Consider the following 20613-nt stretch of genomic DNA (forward strand, 5'->3'; position numbering starts at 1 on the left):
GTGCAATCCGGGCCGTTTTTTTTGCATGAGACGCGCCTCACCTTACCCCCGTAACCCGTCCTCCAGCTCCGCCAGCCGCTCCGGCGTGCCCACATCGGTCCACGCGCCCCGATGATGCGTACCGTCGATCTGCCCCCGCGCCATCGCCTTCACCAGCAGCGGCCGCAGCCTGAATCGTGGCGGCTTCGCATCGGCGCCTGCTGCGGCGCCGACCGCCCCGGCCCAGTCGTCCAGCAACTCGCGGCGGAACACGCCGATGCCGCTGTAGGTCAGCCGGGGTTCGCCGTCGCCGTGCACTTGTCCCGTCGCATCCAGCCGGAAGTCGCCGCCGGGATGATGGGCGGGATTGTCGGTCAACAGCAGATGCGCAAGGCCGCGAGGTTCGGCGGGCAGCCGGTCGAAGTCGGCGTCGCACCACACGTCGCCGCTCACCACCAGGAACGGCTCGCTGCCCAGCAGTGGCAGCGCATTCAGCATGCCGCCACCGGTTTCCAGCGGTATCGGCCCTTCGTAGGCGTAGCGGATGCGCAGGCCCCAGCGCGAGCCGTCGCCCAGGGCCTCGGGAAACTGTTCGGCCAGATGCGAGGTGTTGATCACCACGTAGTTCACGCCGGCGGCGGCGAGCTTCTCCAGATGCCACGCGATCAGCGGCTTGCCGCCGACGCGGAGCAGCGGCTTGGGCGTGTGGTCGGTCAACGGGCGCATGCGTTCGCCGAGGCCGGCGGCAAAGATCAGCGCGTGCCTCATGCCGCTGTCGCCTGGCGCAGGTCGCGTGCGCCGACCTGGCGTTGCAGGAAGGCCACGAAGTCGGCCAGCTCGGGGTAACGCGCCGCCACCTCGATCACGTAGTCGTAGACGCGGGGCAGGTCGTCGAGATAGCCGGACTTGCCGTCGCGGTAGTACAGCCGGCAGAAGATGCCCAGCACCTTGACGTGCCGCTGCAGGCCGATCAGGTCGAACCAGCGCAAAAAGCGTTCGCGACTGACCGCCGGTTCGATCAGGCCGGCGCCGAGCAGGCGCAGGCGATGGCCTTCGGCCCAGGCCTCGACCCGCGCGCGGTCCCACGCGATGTAGCAGTCGCGCAGCAGCGAGGCGAGGTCGTAGGTGATCGGCCCGTGCAGTGCGCCCTGGAAGTCGATGATGCCCGGGTTGTCATGCGCGGTGATCAGCAGGTTGCGGCTGTGGTAGTCGCGATGCACGAAGCACCGCGGCTGCTCCAGCGCGCTTTTCAGCAGCACGGTGAAGGCCGATTCCAGCACGTCCCATTCCTCGCATTCGGGCGTGCAGCCGAGGTGCCGGCGCAGGAACCACTCCGGCATGATCTCCAGTTCGCGTTGCAGGAAGGCGTGGTCGTACGCAGGCAGGCCGTTCGTGTCCGCCTCGCGCTGCATGCGCAGCAAAGCTTCCAGCGCGTCGCCGTAGAGCGCGTCCACCGTGCCCTCGTTCAACGCGGGCAGGTAGAGCCGCGAGCCGAGATCCTCGATCAGCAGCAGGCCCTGTTCGAGGTCGTGCGCCCGCACCTGTGGCACGTGCAGCCCGGCGGCGGACAGGCGGGCGCCGATTTCCAGCCACGGGCGCGGGTCCTCCTGCGCCGGCGGCGAATCCATCACGATCCAGCTCTGGCCGGCATGCCGGGTGCGCCAGTAGCTGCGGAAGCTGGCGTCGGCCGAGGCGGGTTCGAGGGTCAGCGAGGCATCGTCGAGGACGCTTCGTGTCCAGGCGAGACGGGTGGTGGCGCGATCGGCGATCAGGGTCATGGCAACGCTGGGCTACGGGAGAATTCCAGCTTAGCGATCCGCTGCCGTCGTGACGAGACGGCAGGGCTTTATTGACCGCGATGGCTCTAATCAGTACCATTTCAGTCCTGATTCAAACCCGTTCCGAGCGCCCCATGCTCCGCGTCAGCCGACTGACCGATTACGCCACCGTGGTGATGACCTGCATCGCTGCGCACCCGACCGAGGTGCTGAGCGCGGTGCAGATCGCCGACGAGACGCGGCTGGAGCTGCCCACCGTGAGCAAGTTGCTGAAGGCGCTGGGCCACGCCGCGCTGGTCGAGTCGTTCCGCGGCGTCAACGGCGGCTACCGGCTGGCGCGTGCCGCCGCCGACATTTCGCTGGTCGAGATCGTCGAGGCGATCGAGGGCCCGATCGGCATGACCGAATGCAGCATGGCCGAAGGCCAGTGCGACCGCGAGGCGCAATGTGGCGTGCGCGGCAGCTGGCAACTGGTCAACAACGTGCTGGACAACGCGCTGCGCGCGGTCAGTCTGGCCGACATGCTGAAGCCGCAACCGCCGCGGCCGTCGCGACGGATCGCCGCCGTGGCCATCAGCGACATCGCGATGCCGGCCAAATCCCGCCGGGTCACCACCGAATGAACGAGATCATGAACGAGCAGAGCAGCACCGCCACCGCGTTGCGCGACAACGCCGCCGTTGCCGAGGCACTGGGCCGCAGCTACAGCGCCGGCTTCGTCACCCAGATCGAGATGACCGGCCTGCCGCCCGGCCTGGACGAGGACACCGTGCGCGCGATCTCGGCGGTCAAGGGCGAACCGGAGTGGATGACGAACTGGCGGCTGGACGCGTTTCGCCATTGGCAGACCATGCCCAAGCCCGACTGGGCCAAGCTCAACATCGATCCGATCGACTACCAGGCGATCAGCTACTACGCCGCGCCGAAGAAGCAGCCCAAGTCGCTGGACGAAGTCGACCCGGCCCTGCTGGAAACCTACGAGAAGCTGGGCATTCCGCTGCACGAGCGCGCCGCGCTGGCCGGCGTGGCGGTGGATGCGGTGTTCGACTCGGTCTCGGTCGGCACCACCTTCCGCAAGCAGCTGGCCGACGCCGGCGTGCTGTTCTGCTCGATGAGCGAGGCGATCCGCGAGTATCCCGGGATCGTGCAGAAATACCTGGGCAGCGTGGTGCCCACCGGCGACAACTTCTTCGCGGCGCTGAACTCGGCGGTGTTCTCCGACGGCAGCTTCGTGTTCATTCCGAAAGGCGTGCGCTGCCCGATGGAATTGAGCACGTATTTCCGCATCAACGCGCAGAACACCGGCCAGTTCGAGCGCACCCTGATCGTGGCCGAGGAGGGCGCCCACGTGTCCTACCTCGAAGGCTGCACCGCACCCAAGCGCGACGAGAACCAGCTGCACGCGGCGGTGGTCGAGCTGGTGGCGCTGGAGAAGGCGCAGATCAAGTATTCCACCGTGCAGAACTGGTACCCCGGCGACGAGAACGGCGTGGGCGGCATCTACAACTTCGTGACCAAGCGCGGCGACTGCCGCGGCGACGATTCGAAGATCAGCTGGACCCAGGTCGAAACCGGTTCGGCGATCACCTGGAAATACCCGTCCGTGGTGCTGCGCGGTGATCGTTCGGTGGGCGAGTTCTACTCCGTCGCGCTGACCCATCACTTCCAGCAGGCCGACACCGGCACCAAGATGGTCCACCTGGGCAAGCACACCAAGTCGAAGATCGTCTCCAAGGGCATCAGCGCCGGCAGGAGTTCCAACAGCTACCGCGGCCTGGTGAAGATGGAGAAGGGCGCCGAGGGCGCGCGCAACTACACCCAGTGCGACAGCCTGCTGATCGGCAAGCAGTGCGGTGCCCACACCTTCCCGTACATGGAAGTGAAGAATCCCAGCGCCATCGTCGAGCACGAGGCGACCACCTCGAAGATCTCCGACGAGCAGATGTTCTACTGCCGCAGTCGCGGCATCGCCGAGGAAGACGCCGTGTCGATGATCGTCGACGGCTTCTGCAAGCAGGTCTTCCGCGAGCTGCCGATGGAGTTCGCGGTGGAGGCGAAGAAGCTGCTTGAGGTGTCGCTGGAAGGTGCGGTGGGCTGACTTCGTGACACGACATTCCCACGGGCGTCATTCCCGCGACAGCGGGAATCCATTTTGACTTTGTCGCAAGAATGCCCATGGATTCCCGCGTTCGCGGGAATGACGGCAGTCGAAGCAGTAAAAGGTACGAGATCATGCTGAAAATCGAAAACCTGCACGCCCGCGTCGAGGGCAAGGAAATCCTCAAGGGGCTCAGCCTCACCGTGAACGCGGGCGAGGTGCACGCGATCATGGGGCCGAACGGCGCGGGCAAGTCCACCCTGGGCAATGTGCTGTCCGGGCGTGACGGCTACGAGGTGACGGCGGGCACGGTGAGCTACAACGGCATCGACCTGCTGGCGCTGGAACCGGAGGCGCGGGCGGCGGCCGGCGTGTTCCTGGCGTTCCAGTACCCGGTGGAGATTCCCGGCGTCAACAACACCTATTTCCTGCGCGCGGCACTCAATGCGCAGCGCAAGCAGCGCGGCGAGAAGGAGCTCGATTCGATGGCCTTCCTCAAGCTGGTGCGCGAGACGCTGAAGGTGATGCAGATCTCCGACGAGCTGCTGCACCGTGCCGTCAACGAAGGTTTTTCCGGCGGCGAGAAGAAGCGCAACGAGATCTTCCAGATGGCGGTGCTGGAGCCGCAGCTGGCGATCCTCGACGAGACCGACTCGGGCCTGGACATCGACGCGCTGAAGCAGGTGGCGCAGGGCGTCAACACGCTACGCTCACCCGGTCGCGCGTTCCTGATGATCACCCACTACCAGCGCCTGCTCGACTACGTGGTGCCGGATTTCGTGCACGTGCTGGCCGACGGCCGCATCGTCGAGAGCGGCGACAAGTCGCTGGCGCTGCGGCTGGAAGAACAGGGCTATGCCGGCGTGAGGCACGGAGCGGTGGCATGACCCAGCCGGCCACCTTGCCCCTGGTCGAGTCCCTGCTCGACGCGCCGCTGCCGGCCAGCGGCATTGCCTGGCTGGATGCCGCGCGGCAGGAAAGTCGCGACGCGTTCGCCAGCACCGGCCTGCCGGATACCCGGGTCGAGGCGTGGAAGTACACCGCCTTGCGCGGCCTGGCCCAGCGCCGCTTCGCCCACGGCGACGCGACCGCGTCCGGCCGCGCCGTCGATCCTTCGCTGCTGGCCCTGCCCGGCGTCGAGGGCGCGCGACTGGTCTTCGTCAACGGCGTGTTCCGCGCCGACCTGTCGACGCTGGACGCGCTGCCCGACGGACTCACCCTGCAGCCGCTGTCGCGCGTGTTGAAGGACGACGCCGAGCCGTTGCGCTTCGGCTGGTCGCGATCCGCTACCCGTGCCGAGGCGCACGGTGCCGCCGATGCCTTCGCGCGGATCAACGCGGCCAGCGCCGCCGACGGTATGGTGCTGCGCGTGGCCGCCCGCGCCACGATCGCGGCGCCGGTGCAGCTGGTCTTCATCGGTGCGGACGGCGAGGGGGAACTGGCCTGGCATGCGCGCAACCTGATCGAGCTGGGCGAGGGCGCGTCGCTCACCCTGATCGAGCAGCACCTCGGCGACGGCGGTCAGGCGCAACTGGCCACCTTCGTCAGCGACATCCACGTGGGCGCGGGCGCGAAGCTGCATCACGTCACGCTGCAGAACGCGGCGTCGGCGGCGAACCTGATCCGGCACAGCCACCTGCGCCTGCAGGCGCGCAGCGAAGCGACCCTGCACGTGGTCGAGCTGGGCGGCGCCCTGGTGCGCCACGACCTGCAGGTCGAACTGCTGGGCGACGGGGCGAAGCTGCACACGCGCGGCGTATTCATGCCGCACGGGCGCCAGCACATCGATACCCAGCTGGCGATCCGCCACCAGGCGCTGAACACCGCCTCCAGCTCGAACTGGCGCGGCGTGGCCAACGATCGTGCCCGTGGCGTGTTCCGCGGCGCCATCGTGGTGGCGCCTGGCGCCGACGGCAGCGACGCCAGCCTCAGCAACAAGAACCTGCTGCTGTCGGCGGGTGCCGAGATCGACACCAAGCCCGAACTGGAGATCTACGCCGACGAAGTGCAGGCCGCCCACGGCGCCACGGTCGGCCAGCTCGACGAGCGTTCGCTGTTCTATTTGCGCTCGCGCGGCGTCCCGCTGGCCGAGGCGCGCGCGCTGCTGACCGCCGCGTTCTGCCGTGCCATGCTGGATGACCTGCCGAACCCCGAACTGCGCGAACACCTGGCGGGCCTGCTGATCGCGCAGTTGCCTGCCTGATGACTTTCTCCTCCACCTGCTCGCAGGGGGAGGCCGGGAGGGGGTAAGGCTTTTGACTTTCAGATCAAGAGCGAACCCCACCCCAGCCCTCCCCTGCGAGCAGGGGAGGGAGCCAACCGGATTCCCTTGAATGAACACCACAGCCAGCCCCGCCACCGTCTTCGACATCCAGCGCATCCGCGCGGACTTCCCGCTGCTGTCGCGCACGGTGCATGGCAAGCCGCTGGTGTATTTCGACAACGCGAACACCAGCCAGAAGCCCTTGCCGGTGATCGAGGCGATGAACGAGCACTACCGCGAGCACAACGCCAACGTGTCGCGCGCGGTGCACCAGTTGGGCGAGGAAGCCACCGCGGCGTACGAAGGCGCGCGCGACAAGCTGGCGCGCTTCATCAACGCGCCGTCCCGCAACGAACTGGTTCTTACCTCCGGCACCACCCAGGCCACCAACCTGGTGGCCTACAGCTATGCCCTGCCGCGGCTGCAGCCGGGCGACGCGATCCTCACCACGGTGATGGAGCACCACGCCAACATCGTGCCGTGGCAGCTGGTCGCCCAGCGCAGCGGCGCCACGGTGAAGGCGGCGCCGATCGACCAGCGCGGCGAGCTGATCCTCGAACAGTACGTCGCGATGCTGACGCCGGAAGTGAAGCTGGCCTGCGTCACCCAGGTGTCCAACGTGCTGGGCACGGTCAACCCGGTGCGCGAGATCGCCCGCGAATGCAGGAAGCGGGGCATCGCGCTGCTGGTGGACGGTTCGCAGGCGGTGCCGCACCGGCCGGTCGACGTGCAGGCGCTGGGTTGCGACTTCTACGCGCTGACCGGGCACAAGATGCTCGGTCCCACCGGCACCGGCGCGCTGTGGGCCAGGCGCGAGCATCTCGATGCGATGCCGCCGTTCTTCGGTGGCGGCGAGATGATCCGCGAGGTGCGTTTCGACGGCACCAGCTTCGCCGAGGCGCCGCACAAGTTCGAGGCGGGCACGCCGAACATCGCCGGCTTCGTGGGCCTGTCCGCCGCGATCGACTACTACCAGTCGGTGGGCTTCGAGGCGATCCATGCATGGGAGCAGCAGTTGCTGGCCTACGCCACCGAGCGCCTGCGCGAGATCCCCGGCCTGCGCATCATCGGCGAGGCGGCCGAGAAGGAACCGGTGATCTCGTTCCTGATCGATGGCACCCAGGCGACCGACCTGGCCACCCTGCTGGACCTGCAGGGCGTGGCGGTGCGCTCCGGCCACCACTGCGCGCATCCGCTGATGCAGTTCTTCGGCGTGCCGTCCACCTTGCGTGCCTCGCTGGCGTTCTACAACACGCGCGAGGAGGTCGATGCCTTCATCGTGGCCCTGCTCAAGGTGCGCAAGCTGCTGATGTGACGCCAGTCCGCAAGCATGGCTCTTCGGGGCCGCTCAGGGCATCATGGTCGGCAGTTTTCCCTGCGTAGTCCATCCATGCTTGCCTTCCTGCCTTCCGTGCTGCGCATCCCGCTGGCGATGCTGCTGCTCCTGCTGAATATCCTGTTGCACGTGCTGCCGCTGTTCGCCCTTGCGCTGCTCAAGGTGGTCATTCCGCTTGGCTTCGTGCGGCGCCCGCTCTCGCGCGCGCTGGTGCTGATTGCGGAAAGCTGGATCGGCGTCAACAACGTTCTGTTCGGCGTGTTCACCCGCATCCGCTGGCAGGTCGAGGGGCTGGAAGGCCTGCACCACGACCGGAGCTACCTGGTGCTGAGCAACCACCAGAGCTGGGTCGACATTCCGGTGCTGCAGAAGGTGTTCAACCGCCGCATTCCGTTCATGCGCTTCTTCCTGAAGCAGGAACTGATCTGGGTGCCGTTGCTGGGGCAGGCATGGTGGGCGCTGGATTTCCCCTTCATGAAGCGCTATTCGCGGCAGACCCTGCTGCGGCATCCCGAACTGCAGGGCAAGGATCGCGAGGCCACCCGCAAGGCCTGCGAGAAATTCCGCCACATGCCGGTGTCGGTGATGAACTTTGCCGAGGGCACGCGCTTCACGCCGGCCAAGCACGACGCGCAGTCGTCCCCGTACCGCTACCTGCTGCGGCCCAAGGCCGGCGGCGTGGCCTTCGTGCTCGACGCGATGGGCGAGGCGCTGCACGCGATCGTCGACGTCACCATCGTCTACCCGGAAGGCCCGTGCACGATGATGGACCTGATCGCCGGACGCGTGCACGACATCCGCGTGCACGTGCGCGAGCGCACGATCGCTGCCGGCCTGATCGGCAGCTACGACGAGGACGCGGCCTTCCGTGGCCGGGTCAAGGCATGGATGAACGGCTTGTGGCGCGACAAGGACGCCCAGGCTGCACGCATGCAACCGCCCACCGCGGGCGTGGGCAGAGGAGACTGACATGCGCATCCTGATCGTGGGCGCCGGCGCCACCGGCGGCTATTTCGGCGGACGCCTGCTGCAGCACGGACGCGACGTGACCTTCCTGGTTCGCGAAGCCCGCGCCCGGCAACTGGCGCAGTACGGCCTGGTGATCCGCAGCGCCACCGGTGACGCCGAGCTGGCGGCACCGCCCACGCTGACGGCGGGCGAGCTGCGCGATCCGTTCGACCTGATCGTGCTCGGCTGCAAGGCGTACGGGCTGGAGCAGGCGATGACCGACATCGCCCCGGCGGTCGGGCCGCAGACGGCGATCCTGCCGCTACTCAACGGCATGCGCCAACTTGACCTGCTGGACGCGAAATTCGGCGCCGGACACGTGCTGGGCGGCCAGTGCGTGATCTCCGCCACGCTCGACGCGCACGGCGCGGTGCAGCACCTCAACACGCTGCATGGACTCACCTTCGGCGAGCGCGACGGCAGCGCCTCGCCGCGGATGCAGGCCATCACCGCGGCCCTTGCCGATGCGGGATTCGACTCGCGCCCCAGCAGCAACGTGGTGCAGGAGATGTGGGACAAGTGGATCTTTCTCGCCACGCTGGCCGGCATTACCTGCCTGCTGCGCGGCGCGGTCGGCGAGATCGTCGCCGCTCCCGGCGGTCGCGCGGCGACGCTGGCCCTGCTGGAGGAATGCCGCGCGGTGGCGGAGCGGGCAGGACATGCGCCCGGCGAGCGCGTGCTGGAACGGGCCCGCGGCATCCTCACCGATCCGGCATCGACACTGGCCGCCTCGATGCTGCGCGACCTGCAGCACGGCCACCCGATCGAGGCCGACCACGTGATCGGCGACATGCTGGCACGCGCCGAGCGCGCAGGCGGCGAGGCTTCGTTGCTGGCCGTCGTCTACGCGCATCTGAAGGTCTACGAAGCGGGGCGCAAGCCGAACGCGTCCGGCTGAGCGGCAGGCTGCTCCAGATCATGGTGGAAACGCCGGGCCACGCACTATGATTCGTGCATGACCGAACAGACGTCTCCCGTTTTCCGCCTGGCATCGAGTGCCGATGTCGACACCATCGTGGCCCTGGTCGAATCGGCCTATCGCGGCGAGTCCGGCCTGCGCGGCTGGACCACCGAATCGCACCTGCTCGACGGCCGGCGCACCGATGCAGCCGACGTCGCTGCGTTGATCGGACGCCCCGACAGCCGCATCCTGCTCGCCGAATGCGATGGCCGGATCAAGGCCAGCTGCCACATCGAGCGCCAGGGCGACGCCGGCTATTTCGGCATGTTCGCGGTCGACCCGAGCGGACAGGGCAGCGGCCTGGGCAAGCAGGTGCTGGCCGAGGCCGAGCGGATCGCGCGCGAGGAGTGGCGCTGCCGTGCGATGCGCATGACGGTGATCGTGCAGCGCGAGGAGCTGATCGCCTGGTACGGCCGTCGCGGTTACCGCCGCACCGGCGAATACCAGCCGTTCCCCTATGGCGACGAGCGCTTCGGCATTCCCCGTCGCGACGACTTGCGCTTCGAGGTGCTGCGCAAGGACTTCGACGAGGTGGCGGCATGAATGGCTGGGTGAAAGTCGGCACCCGCAGCGACTTCCTGCCGGGCGAATACAAGGTGGTATGGGACGGCGACACGCCGATCGCGGTGTACAACATCGACGGCGCACTGTACGCGGTCGAGGACACCTGCACCCACGACGGTGGCGACCTGGCTGGCGGCGAAGTGTTCGGCTTCGAAGTGGAATGTCCGCGCCACGGTGCCCGCTTCGACCTGCGCACCGGCGCGGTGACCAAACCACCGGCGTACGAGCCGATCGCCAGCTTCCCCGTGCGCGAGGAAGACGGCGCGATCTGGACCCGCGACGACCGCTGATCCGCTGGCTTTCGCGGCCCCCCGCGTGGCGACTGCCCGGGGCACGCGATCACGGCCCGGCATCTTCTTCCGCGCCACCGGACAAGCTGGTCCAAGCCTTTCGCAAGCCAGTTGTTGCATAGTCACGGCAGGTTCGGACGCGACATCGCGCTTCGGCCTTCACGTCGCGACATGCAGGGAGATCCGGTGCACATCATCCTGGTGGAAGACGATCCCCAACTGGGCGCGGCGATCCAGCGCGCCCTGGAGCGCCTGGCCTACACGGTCAGCTGGCTGCGCAACGGTCGCGAGGCCCTGATTGCGCTGCGCGACGAAACGGCGGACCTGGTGCTGCTCGATCTCGGGTTGCCCGGCATGGACGGCCTGGACGTGCTGGTGGAGACGCGCCGTGCGCACGTGAGCACGCCGATGATCGTGATGACGGCCCGCGACGGCCTGCAGGCCCGCGTGCACGGACTGGATGCCGGGGCGGACGACTATCTGATCAAGCCGTTCCATCTGGACGAGCTGTGCGCGAGGATCCGCTCATTGAGCCGGCGCGCGCAGGGACTGGCGGTCAATCGCATCGAGATCGGAGCGCTGGCGCTCGACCTGGGCACGTCGCAGGTGACATTTCGGGGTGAGCTTGTCGAGCTGACTCGCCGCGAATTTGCCCTGCTGCAGATCCTGATGGAGCGCGCCGGCAAGCTGGTGCGCCGCGAAAGCCTGGTCAACTCGCTGTATGGCCTGGACAACGTGGTGGGCGACAACGCGCTGGAGGTGCTGGTGCATACGTTGCGCAAGAAGCTCAGCTACGACACCGTCCGCACGGTGCGCGGATTCGGCTACATGATCCCGCGGGAGGTCGAATGATCCGGTCGAGCCTGCGTGGCCGGTTACGCTGGCTGATCATCCTGGTGATGGTCGCCGTACTGTTGCCGCTGGCGGTGCTCAGCTTCCAGCGCACCATGCAGGAGGTCAACGAACTTTCCGACGGCCGGCTGGCGCAATCGGCCCGCACGCTGCAGGTTCTCATCGGGGAGGAGGGCGCCGAAGCGCTTGACGGTGGCGATCAGGACGACAAGCTGATGCCGATCGAGGTGCCCGAGGCGCCGACCGTGCAGCGACACCGGTATTCGTTCGAATCCGAAGTCGGCTTTCAGGTGTTCGACACTTCCGGCAGATCGATCATGGCTACTGCGAATCTCGCCGCGTTGCCTCCTCCCGGCGCCGGGGACGCAAATTTCCGGGACATCGATGCCGGCGGCTATCGCTGGCGCCTGTTCACCCTCCGGGACGAAACGCATGGCGTGGTGATCCGCACCGGCGAACGTTACGACAGCCGTCACGACATCCTGCGTGCGTTGTGGTTCGACCATGCCCTCTCCCTGCTGATCGGCCTGCCGCTGCTGGGGTTGCTGGTGGGCTGGGCGGTCAAGCGCGGGCTGCGACCGCTGGAGTCGTTGACCGACGCGCTGGGCTCGCGTGCGCTGGGCAGCCGCGAGCCGATCGTGCTGGAACAGGCGCCGCTGGAATTGCAGCCCGTGCTCGACGCATTGAACGGACAGTTGCAGCGCCTCGCCGATGCACTGGAACGCGAGCACCGCTTCAGCGCCGATGTCGCGCACGAGCTGCGCACGCCGCTGGCCTCGATCATGCTGAACATCGAGAGCGCCACGGCCACCGGTGATCCCGACGAGGCCGCCACCAGCCTGGCCGGCGCAAGACACAACGTGGCCGCGCTGGCCAGGCGCGTCGAACAGTTGCTGGTGCTGGCCCGGCTGGAGTCCGGCGCGGCGCTGGAACAGCGCCGGTCGATCGACCTTGTCGGCGTCGCCATCGACGTGATCGAGGAGCTGACGCCGGTGATTGCCGAGTGCGGCGCGGAACTGGGTTTCATCCATGACAGCCAGGCGGCGTGGGTGCTCGGCCACGAGGCGGCGCTTGGGGCACTGCTGCGCAATCTCATCGAGAACGCCATGCGCCATGTGCCGGTCGGCGGCCAGGTACAGCTGTCGCTGTCGCAGGACGCCCGGTTCACCACCATCGAGGTGGCCGACGACGGGCCGGGCATCCCTCTGGAACGGCGTGCCGCCGTATTCGCCCGTTTCCATCGCGAAGCCACCGGCCGCGGCGAGGGCTACGGCCTGGGATTGTCGATCGTGCAACGGGCGGCCGAGCTGCATGGCGCCAGCATCGATCTGCTCGATTCGCCGTTCGGCCGCGGGCTGCGGGTGAAGGTGAGCATCCCGCGCAGCAGCTGACCCGCTGGACGAGCTCGTCCAGCGGATGTTCCCCGTTCCCGCGGCGAGCAGGCCCGCCGGATCGAAGCGCGGCGTGATCGACGATGATCCTGCCGGGTGCCGCGTTGGGCCCTGTCAGGCCCTGGCCGGGAGGGCCAGGCATGGTCGGAGCCTGTTCGGCGAAGCTGTCTGTTTCCGCACGACGTGACACGGTGGTCGCGGCGCCCACTTCCTGCCGGCGTGTGCCCGGCGTGTGCCGGTTAACCCGATACTCACGAGCCGATAAGCGTGCTGAAAGCGACGCGCTTCATGCTGCTGCCATGACCGTTCCCGATACCGTCCGTTCCCTCGTTGCCACGCCGCTGCCGGCTGCCGACTCCACCAAACCACCCGTGTCATGGGATGCGCGGGGACGGGCGTGGGCGGCCTCGATCCTGCGCCGCAGGTTTCGTCGGGTCGGCCGCGCCTTGTGCGAGCCCGGCGGCTTGCCGCCAACCGGCATCCACCGGGTGCTGGTGTGCCGGCCAAACCATCGGCTTGGCAACAGCGTGCTGATCAGTCCGCTGATCGCGGAAATCGAGGCGCTCTATCCCGGTGCTGAAATCGACATCCTGGGCAGCTACGCCAGCGAATGCCTGTATGCCCATCGATTCAGCGTCCGCACGGTGTTCGCGCTGCCGGCCAAGATCGCCCGTCATCCGTGGTTGTCGGCAGGCGTGCTGCGTGCACTGCGGCGATGCCGGTACGATCTCGCGATCGATGCCTGCAACGGATCGCAGTCCGGCCGCATCGCGCTGGCCCTGGCGCAGGCCCGCTACAAGCTGGGATTTCCCGACCCGACCTTGAATCCCGCATCGGCGTGGCATGCGCTGAGCTGGCCCGATCACCTGGCGCATCGCGGCGTGTTCCTGCTGCGGCAGGCCTGTGCCCGGACGTCGCGGCCGGACTATCCGCCACTCAATCTCGACCTGGCGCCCGATGAAAAGCGTGCGGCGGCCCGGGTCATGGCCAGGCTGTGCGATGGCTCGCGCGCACGCGGCGGGGCAACGGTGGCGATCTTCCCCAACGCGACCGGCGCCAAGTGCTATGGCGAGGACTGGTGGCAAAGTTTCGTGGATACCTTCGAGTCGCTGTGCCCAAAGGTCAGGCTGGTGGATCTGCTGGCGGCGCACGGGCGCTCGCAACTGGGTTCGCGGCTGACGCCGTTCTATTCGCAGAACCTGCGCCGGCTGGCCGCGATGACGGCCTGCATGGATGGCGTCATCAGCGCCGACTGCGGCGTCATGCACCTGGCTGCCGCCAGCGGAACACCCACGCTGGGCCTGTTCTCGGTCACCGACCCGGCCAAGTACGCACCCTACGGTGGCGCCAGTGCTGCGCTGGACACGCGCGGGATGGATGCGGTGGCCGCCGCAACGGCGGCCGCGCAGTGGTGCAGCCGTCTGTTGCCGCGACAGGGTTCGGAGTCACTTCCCGCCTGCGGAAAGTGACGCCCACCCTTCGCGTATCCGGCGATCAGTGCTGCCCGACCACCAGGACGCCGAAGCTGTCCGGCACCATCGCGTGCCGGCCATTCGGCTGCAGCGTGCTGCCGAAGCGCGCGGCGGACAGGTAGAGCCGGTGCAGCTTCGGGTCCAGCGCCAGCGTGCGTGCGCTGGTCCGGGTGGGGATGGTCGCCGCGACGCTGAAGTGATCCGCATCGTCTTCGTGCACGGCGGTGATCGTGCCGCTTTCGCCGTTGGCGCTGTAGATCATCGACTGCGCGGCGTCGAACACCACGGCATCCGGGCCGTCGCCGATCGGCACGATCGCGACCTGGTGGCCGTCGAGCGCATCGGTGATGGCCATCTTCCGGTTGTCGCACACCGAGAACAGGCGATGGCGGCTGACGTCGATGGCCAGGCCGCTGGGTGATTCGCACGGCGACAGCTGCCACACATGCAGCAACTTGCTGCTGGCGGTATCGATCTGCACCAGTTCGGACCGGTCCTCGATGTTCGCGTAGACGTGGCCTGCGCCATCGGAAACGGCGAACTCGGGTTTGCCGGGCAAGCCGATCGTGGCGACTACGGCGCCCTTCGCCGGATCGATCACGCTGGCCGTGCGGCTCCTGCCGTTGAAGGTCAGCACATGGTGCGAGGGTGGGTCGTAGACGATGGCGTCGGGGTTCTCGCCGGTGCCGCTGATGGTCGCCAGCGTCCTGAAACTGCCCAGGTCGAATTCGGTCACCGACGCGTCCCTGCCATTGCTGGTGAAGCCGCGCTGCAAATCGTCGGCGATCGCGATGCCATGCACGCCGGCTGTACCGGCAATCGTGCCGATCTGCTTCTGTTGGTCGACATCGATCACCAGCACGCGATCGCCGCGGCTGACGAACAGGTGCCGGTGCGGCGCGTCGAAACTGAGGTAGTCCCAACCGCCCGGGCCACCCAGCGACAGGGTCGACAGCAGCCGCGGCGCAGCTGACGGCGAGGCGGTGTGGCCGGCCGCCGGAATGGCCAACAGCAACAGCAAGGCGGGCAGGAGGGAGTGAAGCAGCTTTCGCATGGCGGTCACCTTGGGTGGGGAGCGGGAATCAGCCGGCGGGCGCGGGCGCGGTGGAAGCTGGAGGCGTCGCCTTGCCGCGGCGATGCAGCAGCGCGTACAGCACCGGCATCACCAGCAGCACCAGCGGCAGTTGCAGCAGCATGCCGGCGATGATCGCCACCGCCAGCGGCTGCTGCATCTGCGAACCCTGGCCGAGCGCCAGCGCCAGCGGCAACAGGGTCAGGATCGCGGCGAGGGTCGACATCAGGATCGGCCGGGTGCGGTGCGTGCCGGCGTCGTGCAGGGCGTCGTGCAGGGCGAGCTCGCGCTGCGCATCGTCCAGCTCCGAGAAGTAGAAGATCGCCACCTCGGTGACGATGCCGACGATCATCGTCATGCCCATCATCGAGGAGATGTTCAGCTCGATGCCGGTCAGCCACAGCCCGACGAAAATGCCGGGCAGGGCCAGCAACGGCATCGCCATGATCGCCAGCGCCACGCGAAAACTCTCGTACAGGAACAGCAGCAGGGTGAACACCAGCGCGATAGCGGCCAGCATCACGATGGTCAAACCGCGGAAGGCCTGCTGCTGTTGCTGGTAGACACCGCCGAGCTGATAGAACATGCCCTTCGGCAGCAGGCCCGGTTGCGCCAGCACATGCTTCACGTCGCCGATCACCGCGCCGAGGCTGCGCCCGCTGATGCGTCCGGTCACCGCCACCATGCGCTTGAGGTTGTCGCGGGTGATTTCCGGCTGGCCCTGCACCTGCTTCAGCGCGGCCACTTGCGACAGCGGAAACAGATGGCCATCCGCGGCGCGGATCGGCAGCGCCGCCACCTGTTCGAGCCGCTGGTGCGCACCGTCCGGCAGGCGTACCCGCACGCCGACCACCTTGCCGTCCACCGGCAGTTGCGCGGCGACGGTGCCGTCGATCGCGGCGGCGACCTGGTCGGTGACCGCGGCGGGATCGAGCCCCTGCAGCGCGGCCCTGGCCGGATCGACCTGCACGGTCAGCGCGTCACCCGCCGGGTTGATGCCATCCAGCACGCCGACCACGCCGGTGATCCTGCCGATGGCCGCAGCCACCTTCGTGGCGGTGGCATTCAGCTGTTCCGGGTCGTCGCCGTACAGCTGCACCTCGATCGGTTGCGGCACTGCCACCAGGTCGCCGATCAGGTCCTCCATCAATTGCGCCAGGTCGATGTCGAGCCCTGGCACCTGCGCTTCCACCGCCGTGCGCACCTGGGTCATCACCTCTTCGGTCGAGGGTCGCGAACCACTCTTCAGGCGCACGAAGAAATCGCCCTGGTTCGCCTCGGTGAGGCCGCCGCCCAGTTGCAGGCCGGTGCGCCGCGAGTAGGTGTCGACGTGGGGATTGGCGCGGATGATCGCCTCGACCTGGTTGAGCAGGCGATTGGTTTCCTGCAGCGAGGTGCCGGGTCTGGACAGGTAGTCGAGGATGAAGCCGCCTTCGTCCATCTTCGGCATGAAGCCGGTGTTCACCCGGGTAAAGGCGAAGACGCCCACCAGCAACAACGGCAACACCAGCAGCAGTGTGAGCACGGGTCGCCTGAGCCAGCGATCCAGTAGATGGTGGTAGCCGTCCATCATCCGCGTGGTGAAACGAGACGGCGGATGTTCGGCCAGGTGACGGCGGTCGAGGAAGCGTTCGGCCAGCAGCGGCACGGCCACCCACGTCAGCAACCAGGAAATGATCAGCGCGCTGGCCATGGTCAGCGACAGCGCCTTGAAGAACGCACCGGTGACGCCGGTGAGGAAGGCCAGCGGCAGGAAGATCACCACGGTAGCTGCACTGGAACCGGTCAGCGGGCGGGTGAACTCCCACGCCGCCCCGGCGATGCGCTCATGCACGTGGCCTTCGCCCTGGTGGAGCCGCCGCATGATGTGTTCGAGCATCACGATCACGTCATCGATGATCAGCCCGACCGCCGCGGCCATGCCGCCCAGGGTCATCATGTTGAAGCTCATGCCGAGCACGCGCAGCAGCAGTACGGTAATCGCCAGCACCGCCGGCACCACGATCAGGGCGATCAGGATCACCCGCGTGTTGCGCAGGAACACGAACAGCACCAGCGCGGCCAGCACGATGCCGATCAGGATCGCGTCGCGCACGCTGCTGGCCGCACCGGTGACCAGGCGGGTCTGGTCGTACCAGTTGGCGACCTTCACGCCCGCCGGCATCTGCGGGGCGAACTCGGCCAGGCGCTGCTTCACGTCGCCGGCAATCTGCACGCTGTTGCCGGCTGGCTGCTGGTAGACCTGCAGCAGCACGGCGTCCTGTCCGTCGGCATTGACCCGGACCCACTGCGGCACGTGGCTCAGGCTGAGGCGCGCCACGTCGCCCAGCCGCACCATGCCGCCCGGGCCCGCGCGCAGCACGATGTGGCGCAAGCTGTCGAGGCTCTTCGGCTGGTTGTCGGCCAGCAGCAGGTAGAGCTTGTAGTGATCGGAAACCCGCCCCATCGCCTGGATCGTGGCGGCGTGACTCACTGCGGCCGACACCTCGGCCAGGCTCAGGTCCAGCGCGCGCAGCTTGCCCGGATCGACGTCCACATGGAACTCGGCCACGTCGCCGCCCTGCACGTCGACGTGGGCGACGCCGGCGATGCCGCTGAGCAACGGCCGCAACTGGTATTCGGCCAGGTCGTGCAGTGCCGCGGGCGACAGCGTGTGCGAGCGCAGGCTGTAGGCCAGGACGGGAAAGGTGGTCGGGTCCATGCGCCGGGTCGACATCTGGGTGCCGGCCGGCAGTTGCGGCAACACCTGGCTCGCGGCGCCGTTGACCTCCTGCAGCGCAGCGGCCATGTCCGCGCCCCAGTCGAAGCTGATCGCGATGTCCGCGCTGCCGCGGCTGGTGGTGGAGCGCACGTCGCGCACGCCGCGCACCCGCCGCACGGCTTCCTCCACCGGCGTGGTCACCTCGATCGCCATCTGGTCGGCCGGGCGGTCGCCCGCGTCGAGGGTCAGCTGCACCCGCGGGAAGGCCACGTTGGGGAACAGCGCCACCGGCATCAGGAAGGCGCTGGCGATGCCGCCGAGTGCCAGCATCAGGGCGAGGAACAGCAGTGAGCGCCGGTGCTGCTGCATCCATGCGGTGAGACTCACTTGGCCGACTCCCGCACCGCATCGCCGTCGTTGAGTTCGTACACGCCGAGCACGACGACCTTCGCCCTTGCGTCGAGCGGGCCGTCCACGCCGACCGGATCGCCTTGTGCACTGCGCAGTTTCACGTCGACCCGCTTGGCATGGCCTTGCTCGACCTGGAACAGGTAATCGCCGTGGTCGTCATGCAGCACGGCGGCGCGCGGCACCGACCAGGCGGTGAAATCCTCGGTGCGGATCTGTGCATCCAGCGGCGCGCCGGCAACCAGGCTGGCGCTGGCGGTGGCCGGCAACTCGACCTGGGCGTCCAGCAGACGAGTCTGCGGATCGATCGCCTGGCCGACCATGCGCAGCGTGCCGATGAAAGTTTCCCGCGCGCCGTATACCGGCTGCAGCTGCACCGGCATGCCCGGCTGCAGCCGCGCGGCATCGTCCGGCTGCACGCCGAGCACGGCCAGCAGCGCGTGCGTGGGAGTGAAGCCGAGCAGGGGCGCGTTCGCGGCCACCCGTTCGCCCAGTCCTACCTGCAGACCGGTGACCACGCCATCGGCCGGTGCGTCGACGGTTTCACTGGCTGCTCCACCAGCCAGCGCGCGCTGTGCATCGAGCGCCGACTGCGCATCGGCCAGTGCCTTGCGCGCCGTCGCCAGTTGCGATTGCGTGGCCAGTCGCTGGGCGGCCAATTGTTCGGTGCGCCTGAGCTCCCCGCTAGCCAGGGCCAACGCGGTCTGCGCTTGCTGAAAGGCGCTGCGCGCCGCCGGGTCCGGGGCGATCGTCAGCAGTGGCTGGCCGCGCTTCACGGTCTGTCCCGCCGACACCTGCAGCGCGGTGACCTGGCCGCCGTGGGCGAGGCTGATCGAGCGGGCATGCCGGGGGTCGCCGGCCGCGCTGCCCCAGGCTTCGATGCTGTCGTGGAAGGTCTGCCGGGTCGGCGTGGCCGTGGTCACCAGGACTTCGCCAGCGGCGGCGGTGGCTTCGTCTTCGTCCGGCGTGGTCTTGCCGCAGCCGGACAACAGGCCAGAAAGAATGGCCATGCCAAGAACGGAAATGATGACGGAACGATTCATGGCGGAGATGCTTGTGTGGAGGCGGGTGGAGTGGCAGCCAGATCGGTGTTGCCCAGCAGCGCTTCCAGCGCGATCGACTGTCTGGCGCGCTCCAGTTGCGCGCTCAGCAGGTCGAGGTCGGCGCCGAGCGCGCTGCCGCGTATCGCCAGGTAGGTGGGCCAGTCCAGCGTGCCGGCCTGCCAGGCCTGTTCGGCGGACGCGCGTGCCTGATCCAGCCGCCGTGCGTGCGCGGCGAGGGTGACGAGCTGAGCGTCGAGCGTGGCGAGGTCGCTGCTGATCCGCTGCATGTCGCTGCGCGTGCCCAGCACCCGTGCTGTGTAGTCGTCATGCAGTTGCTGGCGGGTGGCGCGCTCGATCGCGATGTTGCCGCGGTTGCGGTCGAACAGCGGCAGGGTGATGCCGATGCCGAGGCCGTTGGTGTACACCGCACTGGTGTCCCGCGCGGTGTTGAAGCCGATGTTCAATGCGGGAAACTGGGCCAGGATCGCGCTGCGCAACCTGGCCTGCTGCGACTGGTAACCGGCCTGCAGGGCCAGCAGGTCCGGCCGTCGCCGAGGCAGGTCGTCGAATGCCGCCCGCACCTGTTCCGGGGTGGGCTGGCCGAGCCAGGGCGCGCCGACCAGGTCGAGCTTCGCCGTCGGTGCCAGCCCCAGCAGCAGGTGCAGGTCGGCCTGTGCCTGATGCAGTGCGATCGTCGTGTCGGCCAGCCGCTGGTGCACGTCGGCCTCGGCATTGAGCCCGGCGCTGGCGCTGTCGTAGGTGAGGTTGCCCGCGTCCAGCGCGCTGCGGATATGGCCAGTGACCGTGGCGAGGGCGGTTTGCTCCTGCTCCAGTCGTGCCCGCTGCGCGCGCATGCTCAACACCTGATCGAACAGCAGTCGCGCCTGCGCCACGGTCTGCCACTCGGCCCACAGCAGGTCGAGGTTGACCTGGCTGGCCTGGCTCCTCGCCGCGGCCTTGCGCGAGGAGCGCGTCAACAGGGCGGTGATGTCCTCGCTCAGCCCCAAGCTGTAGGCCGTGCTCAGGCCGGCGCCCGAATGACGCGGGAAATCCGCCGACAATGCCAGCTGCGGGTCGGGCAGCAGGCCGGCGGCGAAGGCCTGCGCCCGCGCGATGCCCAGCTCGTCGCGCTTGATGCGCAGTTGGGGGCTGTTGGCCACGGCCAGCATCGCCACCTCGGCGACGTCGAGGCCATCGGCGGCGTCAAAGCGATGCGTCGACAGCGCCGGCAGCGGCATGTTCGAGGTCGGCGCCGCCAGCCCTGCCACGTCGGCCGCACCGGCACCGCTGTCCAGCGGCAGGTCGGCATAGGTGGCGCAGCCGGACAGGCCCAGTGCCGTGGCGAGCATCAGGCCGACCCATCGCTCAACCCGGCGCGCGCGATCGTTGCGCACGCG

18 protein-coding genes are annotated in these 20613 nt (G+C 68.2%); 12 read left to right on the plus strand and 6 right to left on the minus strand.

Annotated features, from left to right (window positions below):
- Window positions 1–42 precede the first annotated feature (42 nt).
- Together murU and ABNK63_RS05330 are read right to left on the minus strand one after the other, a co-directional pair.
- On the minus strand, window positions 43–747 hold the full coding sequence (gene murU / locus ABNK63_RS05325; protein ID WP_007804530.1) for an N-acetylmuramate alpha-1-phosphate uridylyltransferase MurU: 705 nt from the start codon (window positions 745–747) through the stop codon (window positions 43–45).
- The gene (locus ABNK63_RS05330; protein ID WP_007804533.1) at window positions 744–1757 is read right to left on the minus strand and encodes a phosphotransferase; all 1014 of its coding nucleotides are present in this window, start codon (window positions 1755–1757) and stop codon (window positions 744–746) included. The genes murU and ABNK63_RS05330 overlap by 4 nt, the downstream gene beginning before the upstream one ends.
- A 134-nt stretch (window positions 1758–1891) precedes the next feature.
- Between ABNK63_RS05330 and ABNK63_RS05335 the strand changes: the two genes are divergently transcribed.
- The 12 genes from ABNK63_RS05335 to ABNK63_RS05390 all read left to right on the plus strand — a co-directional run bounded on the left by ABNK63_RS05335 (window position 1892) and on the right by ABNK63_RS05390 (window position 13989).
- Window positions 1892–2380: an SUF system Fe-S cluster assembly regulator gene (locus tag ABNK63_RS05335; protein ID WP_007804535.1), complete on the plus strand. Its 489-nt coding sequence runs from the start codon at window positions 1892–1894 to the stop codon at window positions 2378–2380.
- Window positions 2381–2388: 8 nt separating this feature from the next.
- Window positions 2389–3855 (plus strand): Fe-S cluster assembly protein SufB, encoded by a 1467-nt coding sequence (sufB, locus tag ABNK63_RS05340; RefSeq protein WP_350016877.1) that lies wholly within the window; start codon window positions 2389–2391, stop codon window positions 3853–3855.
- A gap of 134 nt (window positions 3856–3989) precedes the next feature.
- Entirely contained in the window at window positions 3990–4742 is a 753-nt protein-coding gene (sufC, locus tag ABNK63_RS05345) for a Fe-S cluster assembly ATPase SufC (protein WP_350016878.1), read from the plus strand.
- Entirely contained in the window at window positions 4739–6058 is a 1320-nt protein-coding gene (sufD, locus tag ABNK63_RS05350; protein ID WP_350016879.1) for a Fe-S cluster assembly protein SufD, read from the plus strand. The genes sufC and sufD overlap by 4 nt, the downstream gene beginning before the upstream one ends.
- Window positions 6059–6188: 130 nt before the next feature.
- Complete coding sequence (locus ABNK63_RS05355; RefSeq protein ID WP_350016880.1) at window positions 6189–7433, plus strand: cysteine desulfurase; 1245 nt, start codon at window positions 6189–6191, stop codon at window positions 7431–7433.
- A gap of 75 nt (window positions 7434–7508) precedes the next feature.
- Window positions 7509–8423, plus strand: a complete 915-nt coding sequence (locus tag ABNK63_RS05360) for an acyltransferase (RefSeq protein WP_007804544.1) — start codon at window positions 7509–7511, stop codon at window positions 8421–8423.
- A gap of 1 nt (window position 8424) precedes the next feature.
- The gene (gene panE / locus ABNK63_RS05365) at window positions 8425–9360 is read left to right on the plus strand and encodes a 2-dehydropantoate 2-reductase (RefSeq protein WP_350016881.1); all 936 of its coding nucleotides are present in this window, start codon (window positions 8425–8427) and stop codon (window positions 9358–9360) included.
- Window positions 9361–9417: 57 nt separating this feature from the next.
- Complete coding sequence (locus tag ABNK63_RS05370; protein ID WP_350016882.1) at window positions 9418–9966, plus strand: GNAT family N-acetyltransferase; 549 nt, start codon at window positions 9418–9420, stop codon at window positions 9964–9966.
- Complete coding sequence (locus tag ABNK63_RS05375) at window positions 9963–10277, plus strand: non-heme iron oxygenase ferredoxin subunit (protein ID WP_007804550.1); 315 nt, start codon at window positions 9963–9965, stop codon at window positions 10275–10277. Before ABNK63_RS05370 ends, ABNK63_RS05375 begins: the two co-directional genes overlap by 4 nt.
- A 186-nt stretch (window positions 10278–10463) precedes the next feature.
- The gene (locus ABNK63_RS05380) at window positions 10464–11129 is read left to right on the plus strand and encodes a response regulator (protein WP_007804552.1); all 666 of its coding nucleotides are present in this window, start codon (window positions 10464–10466) and stop codon (window positions 11127–11129) included.
- On the plus strand, window positions 11126–12520 hold the full coding sequence (locus tag ABNK63_RS05385) for an ATP-binding protein (RefSeq protein ID WP_007804554.1): 1395 nt from the start codon (window positions 11126–11128) through the stop codon (window positions 12518–12520). The genes ABNK63_RS05380 and ABNK63_RS05385 overlap by 4 nt, the downstream gene beginning before the upstream one ends.
- A 299-nt stretch (window positions 12521–12819) precedes the next feature.
- Window positions 12820–13989, plus strand: coding sequence for a glycosyltransferase family 9 protein (locus ABNK63_RS05390; protein WP_350016883.1), 1170 nt, complete (start codon window positions 12820–12822; stop codon window positions 13987–13989).
- Window positions 13990–14014: 25 nt separating this feature from the next.
- Here the strand turns inward: ABNK63_RS05390 and ABNK63_RS05395 are convergent, their stop codons facing one another.
- The 4 genes from ABNK63_RS05395 to ABNK63_RS05410 are packed head-to-tail and all read right to left on the minus strand — an operon-like array spanning window position 14015 to window position 20565.
- Window positions 14015–15046, minus strand: coding sequence for a YncE family protein (locus ABNK63_RS05395; protein ID WP_350016884.1), 1032 nt, complete (start codon window positions 15044–15046; stop codon window positions 14015–14017).
- 28 nt (window positions 15047–15074) lie between these two features.
- Window positions 15075–18152 (minus strand): efflux RND transporter permease subunit, encoded by a 3078-nt coding sequence (locus ABNK63_RS05400; protein WP_350016885.1) that lies wholly within the window; start codon window positions 18150–18152, stop codon window positions 15075–15077.
- Complete coding sequence (locus tag ABNK63_RS05405) at window positions 18149–19216, minus strand: efflux RND transporter periplasmic adaptor subunit (RefSeq protein WP_007804560.1); 1068 nt, start codon at window positions 19214–19216, stop codon at window positions 18149–18151. The genes ABNK63_RS05400 and ABNK63_RS05405 overlap by 4 nt, the downstream gene beginning before the upstream one ends.
- Window positions 19213–20565, minus strand: a complete 1353-nt coding sequence (locus ABNK63_RS05410) for a TolC family protein (RefSeq protein WP_350017190.1) — start codon at window positions 20563–20565, stop codon at window positions 19213–19215. The genes ABNK63_RS05405 and ABNK63_RS05410 overlap by 4 nt, the downstream gene beginning before the upstream one ends.
- Window positions 20566–20613: the final 48 nt, after the last annotated feature.

The sequence above is a fragment of the Rhodanobacter sp. IGA1.0 genome, from assembly GCF_040208325.1.
In the GTDB taxonomy this organism is placed as follows: Bacteria; Pseudomonadota; Gammaproteobacteria; order Xanthomonadales; family Rhodanobacteraceae; genus Rhodanobacter; species Rhodanobacter spathiphylli.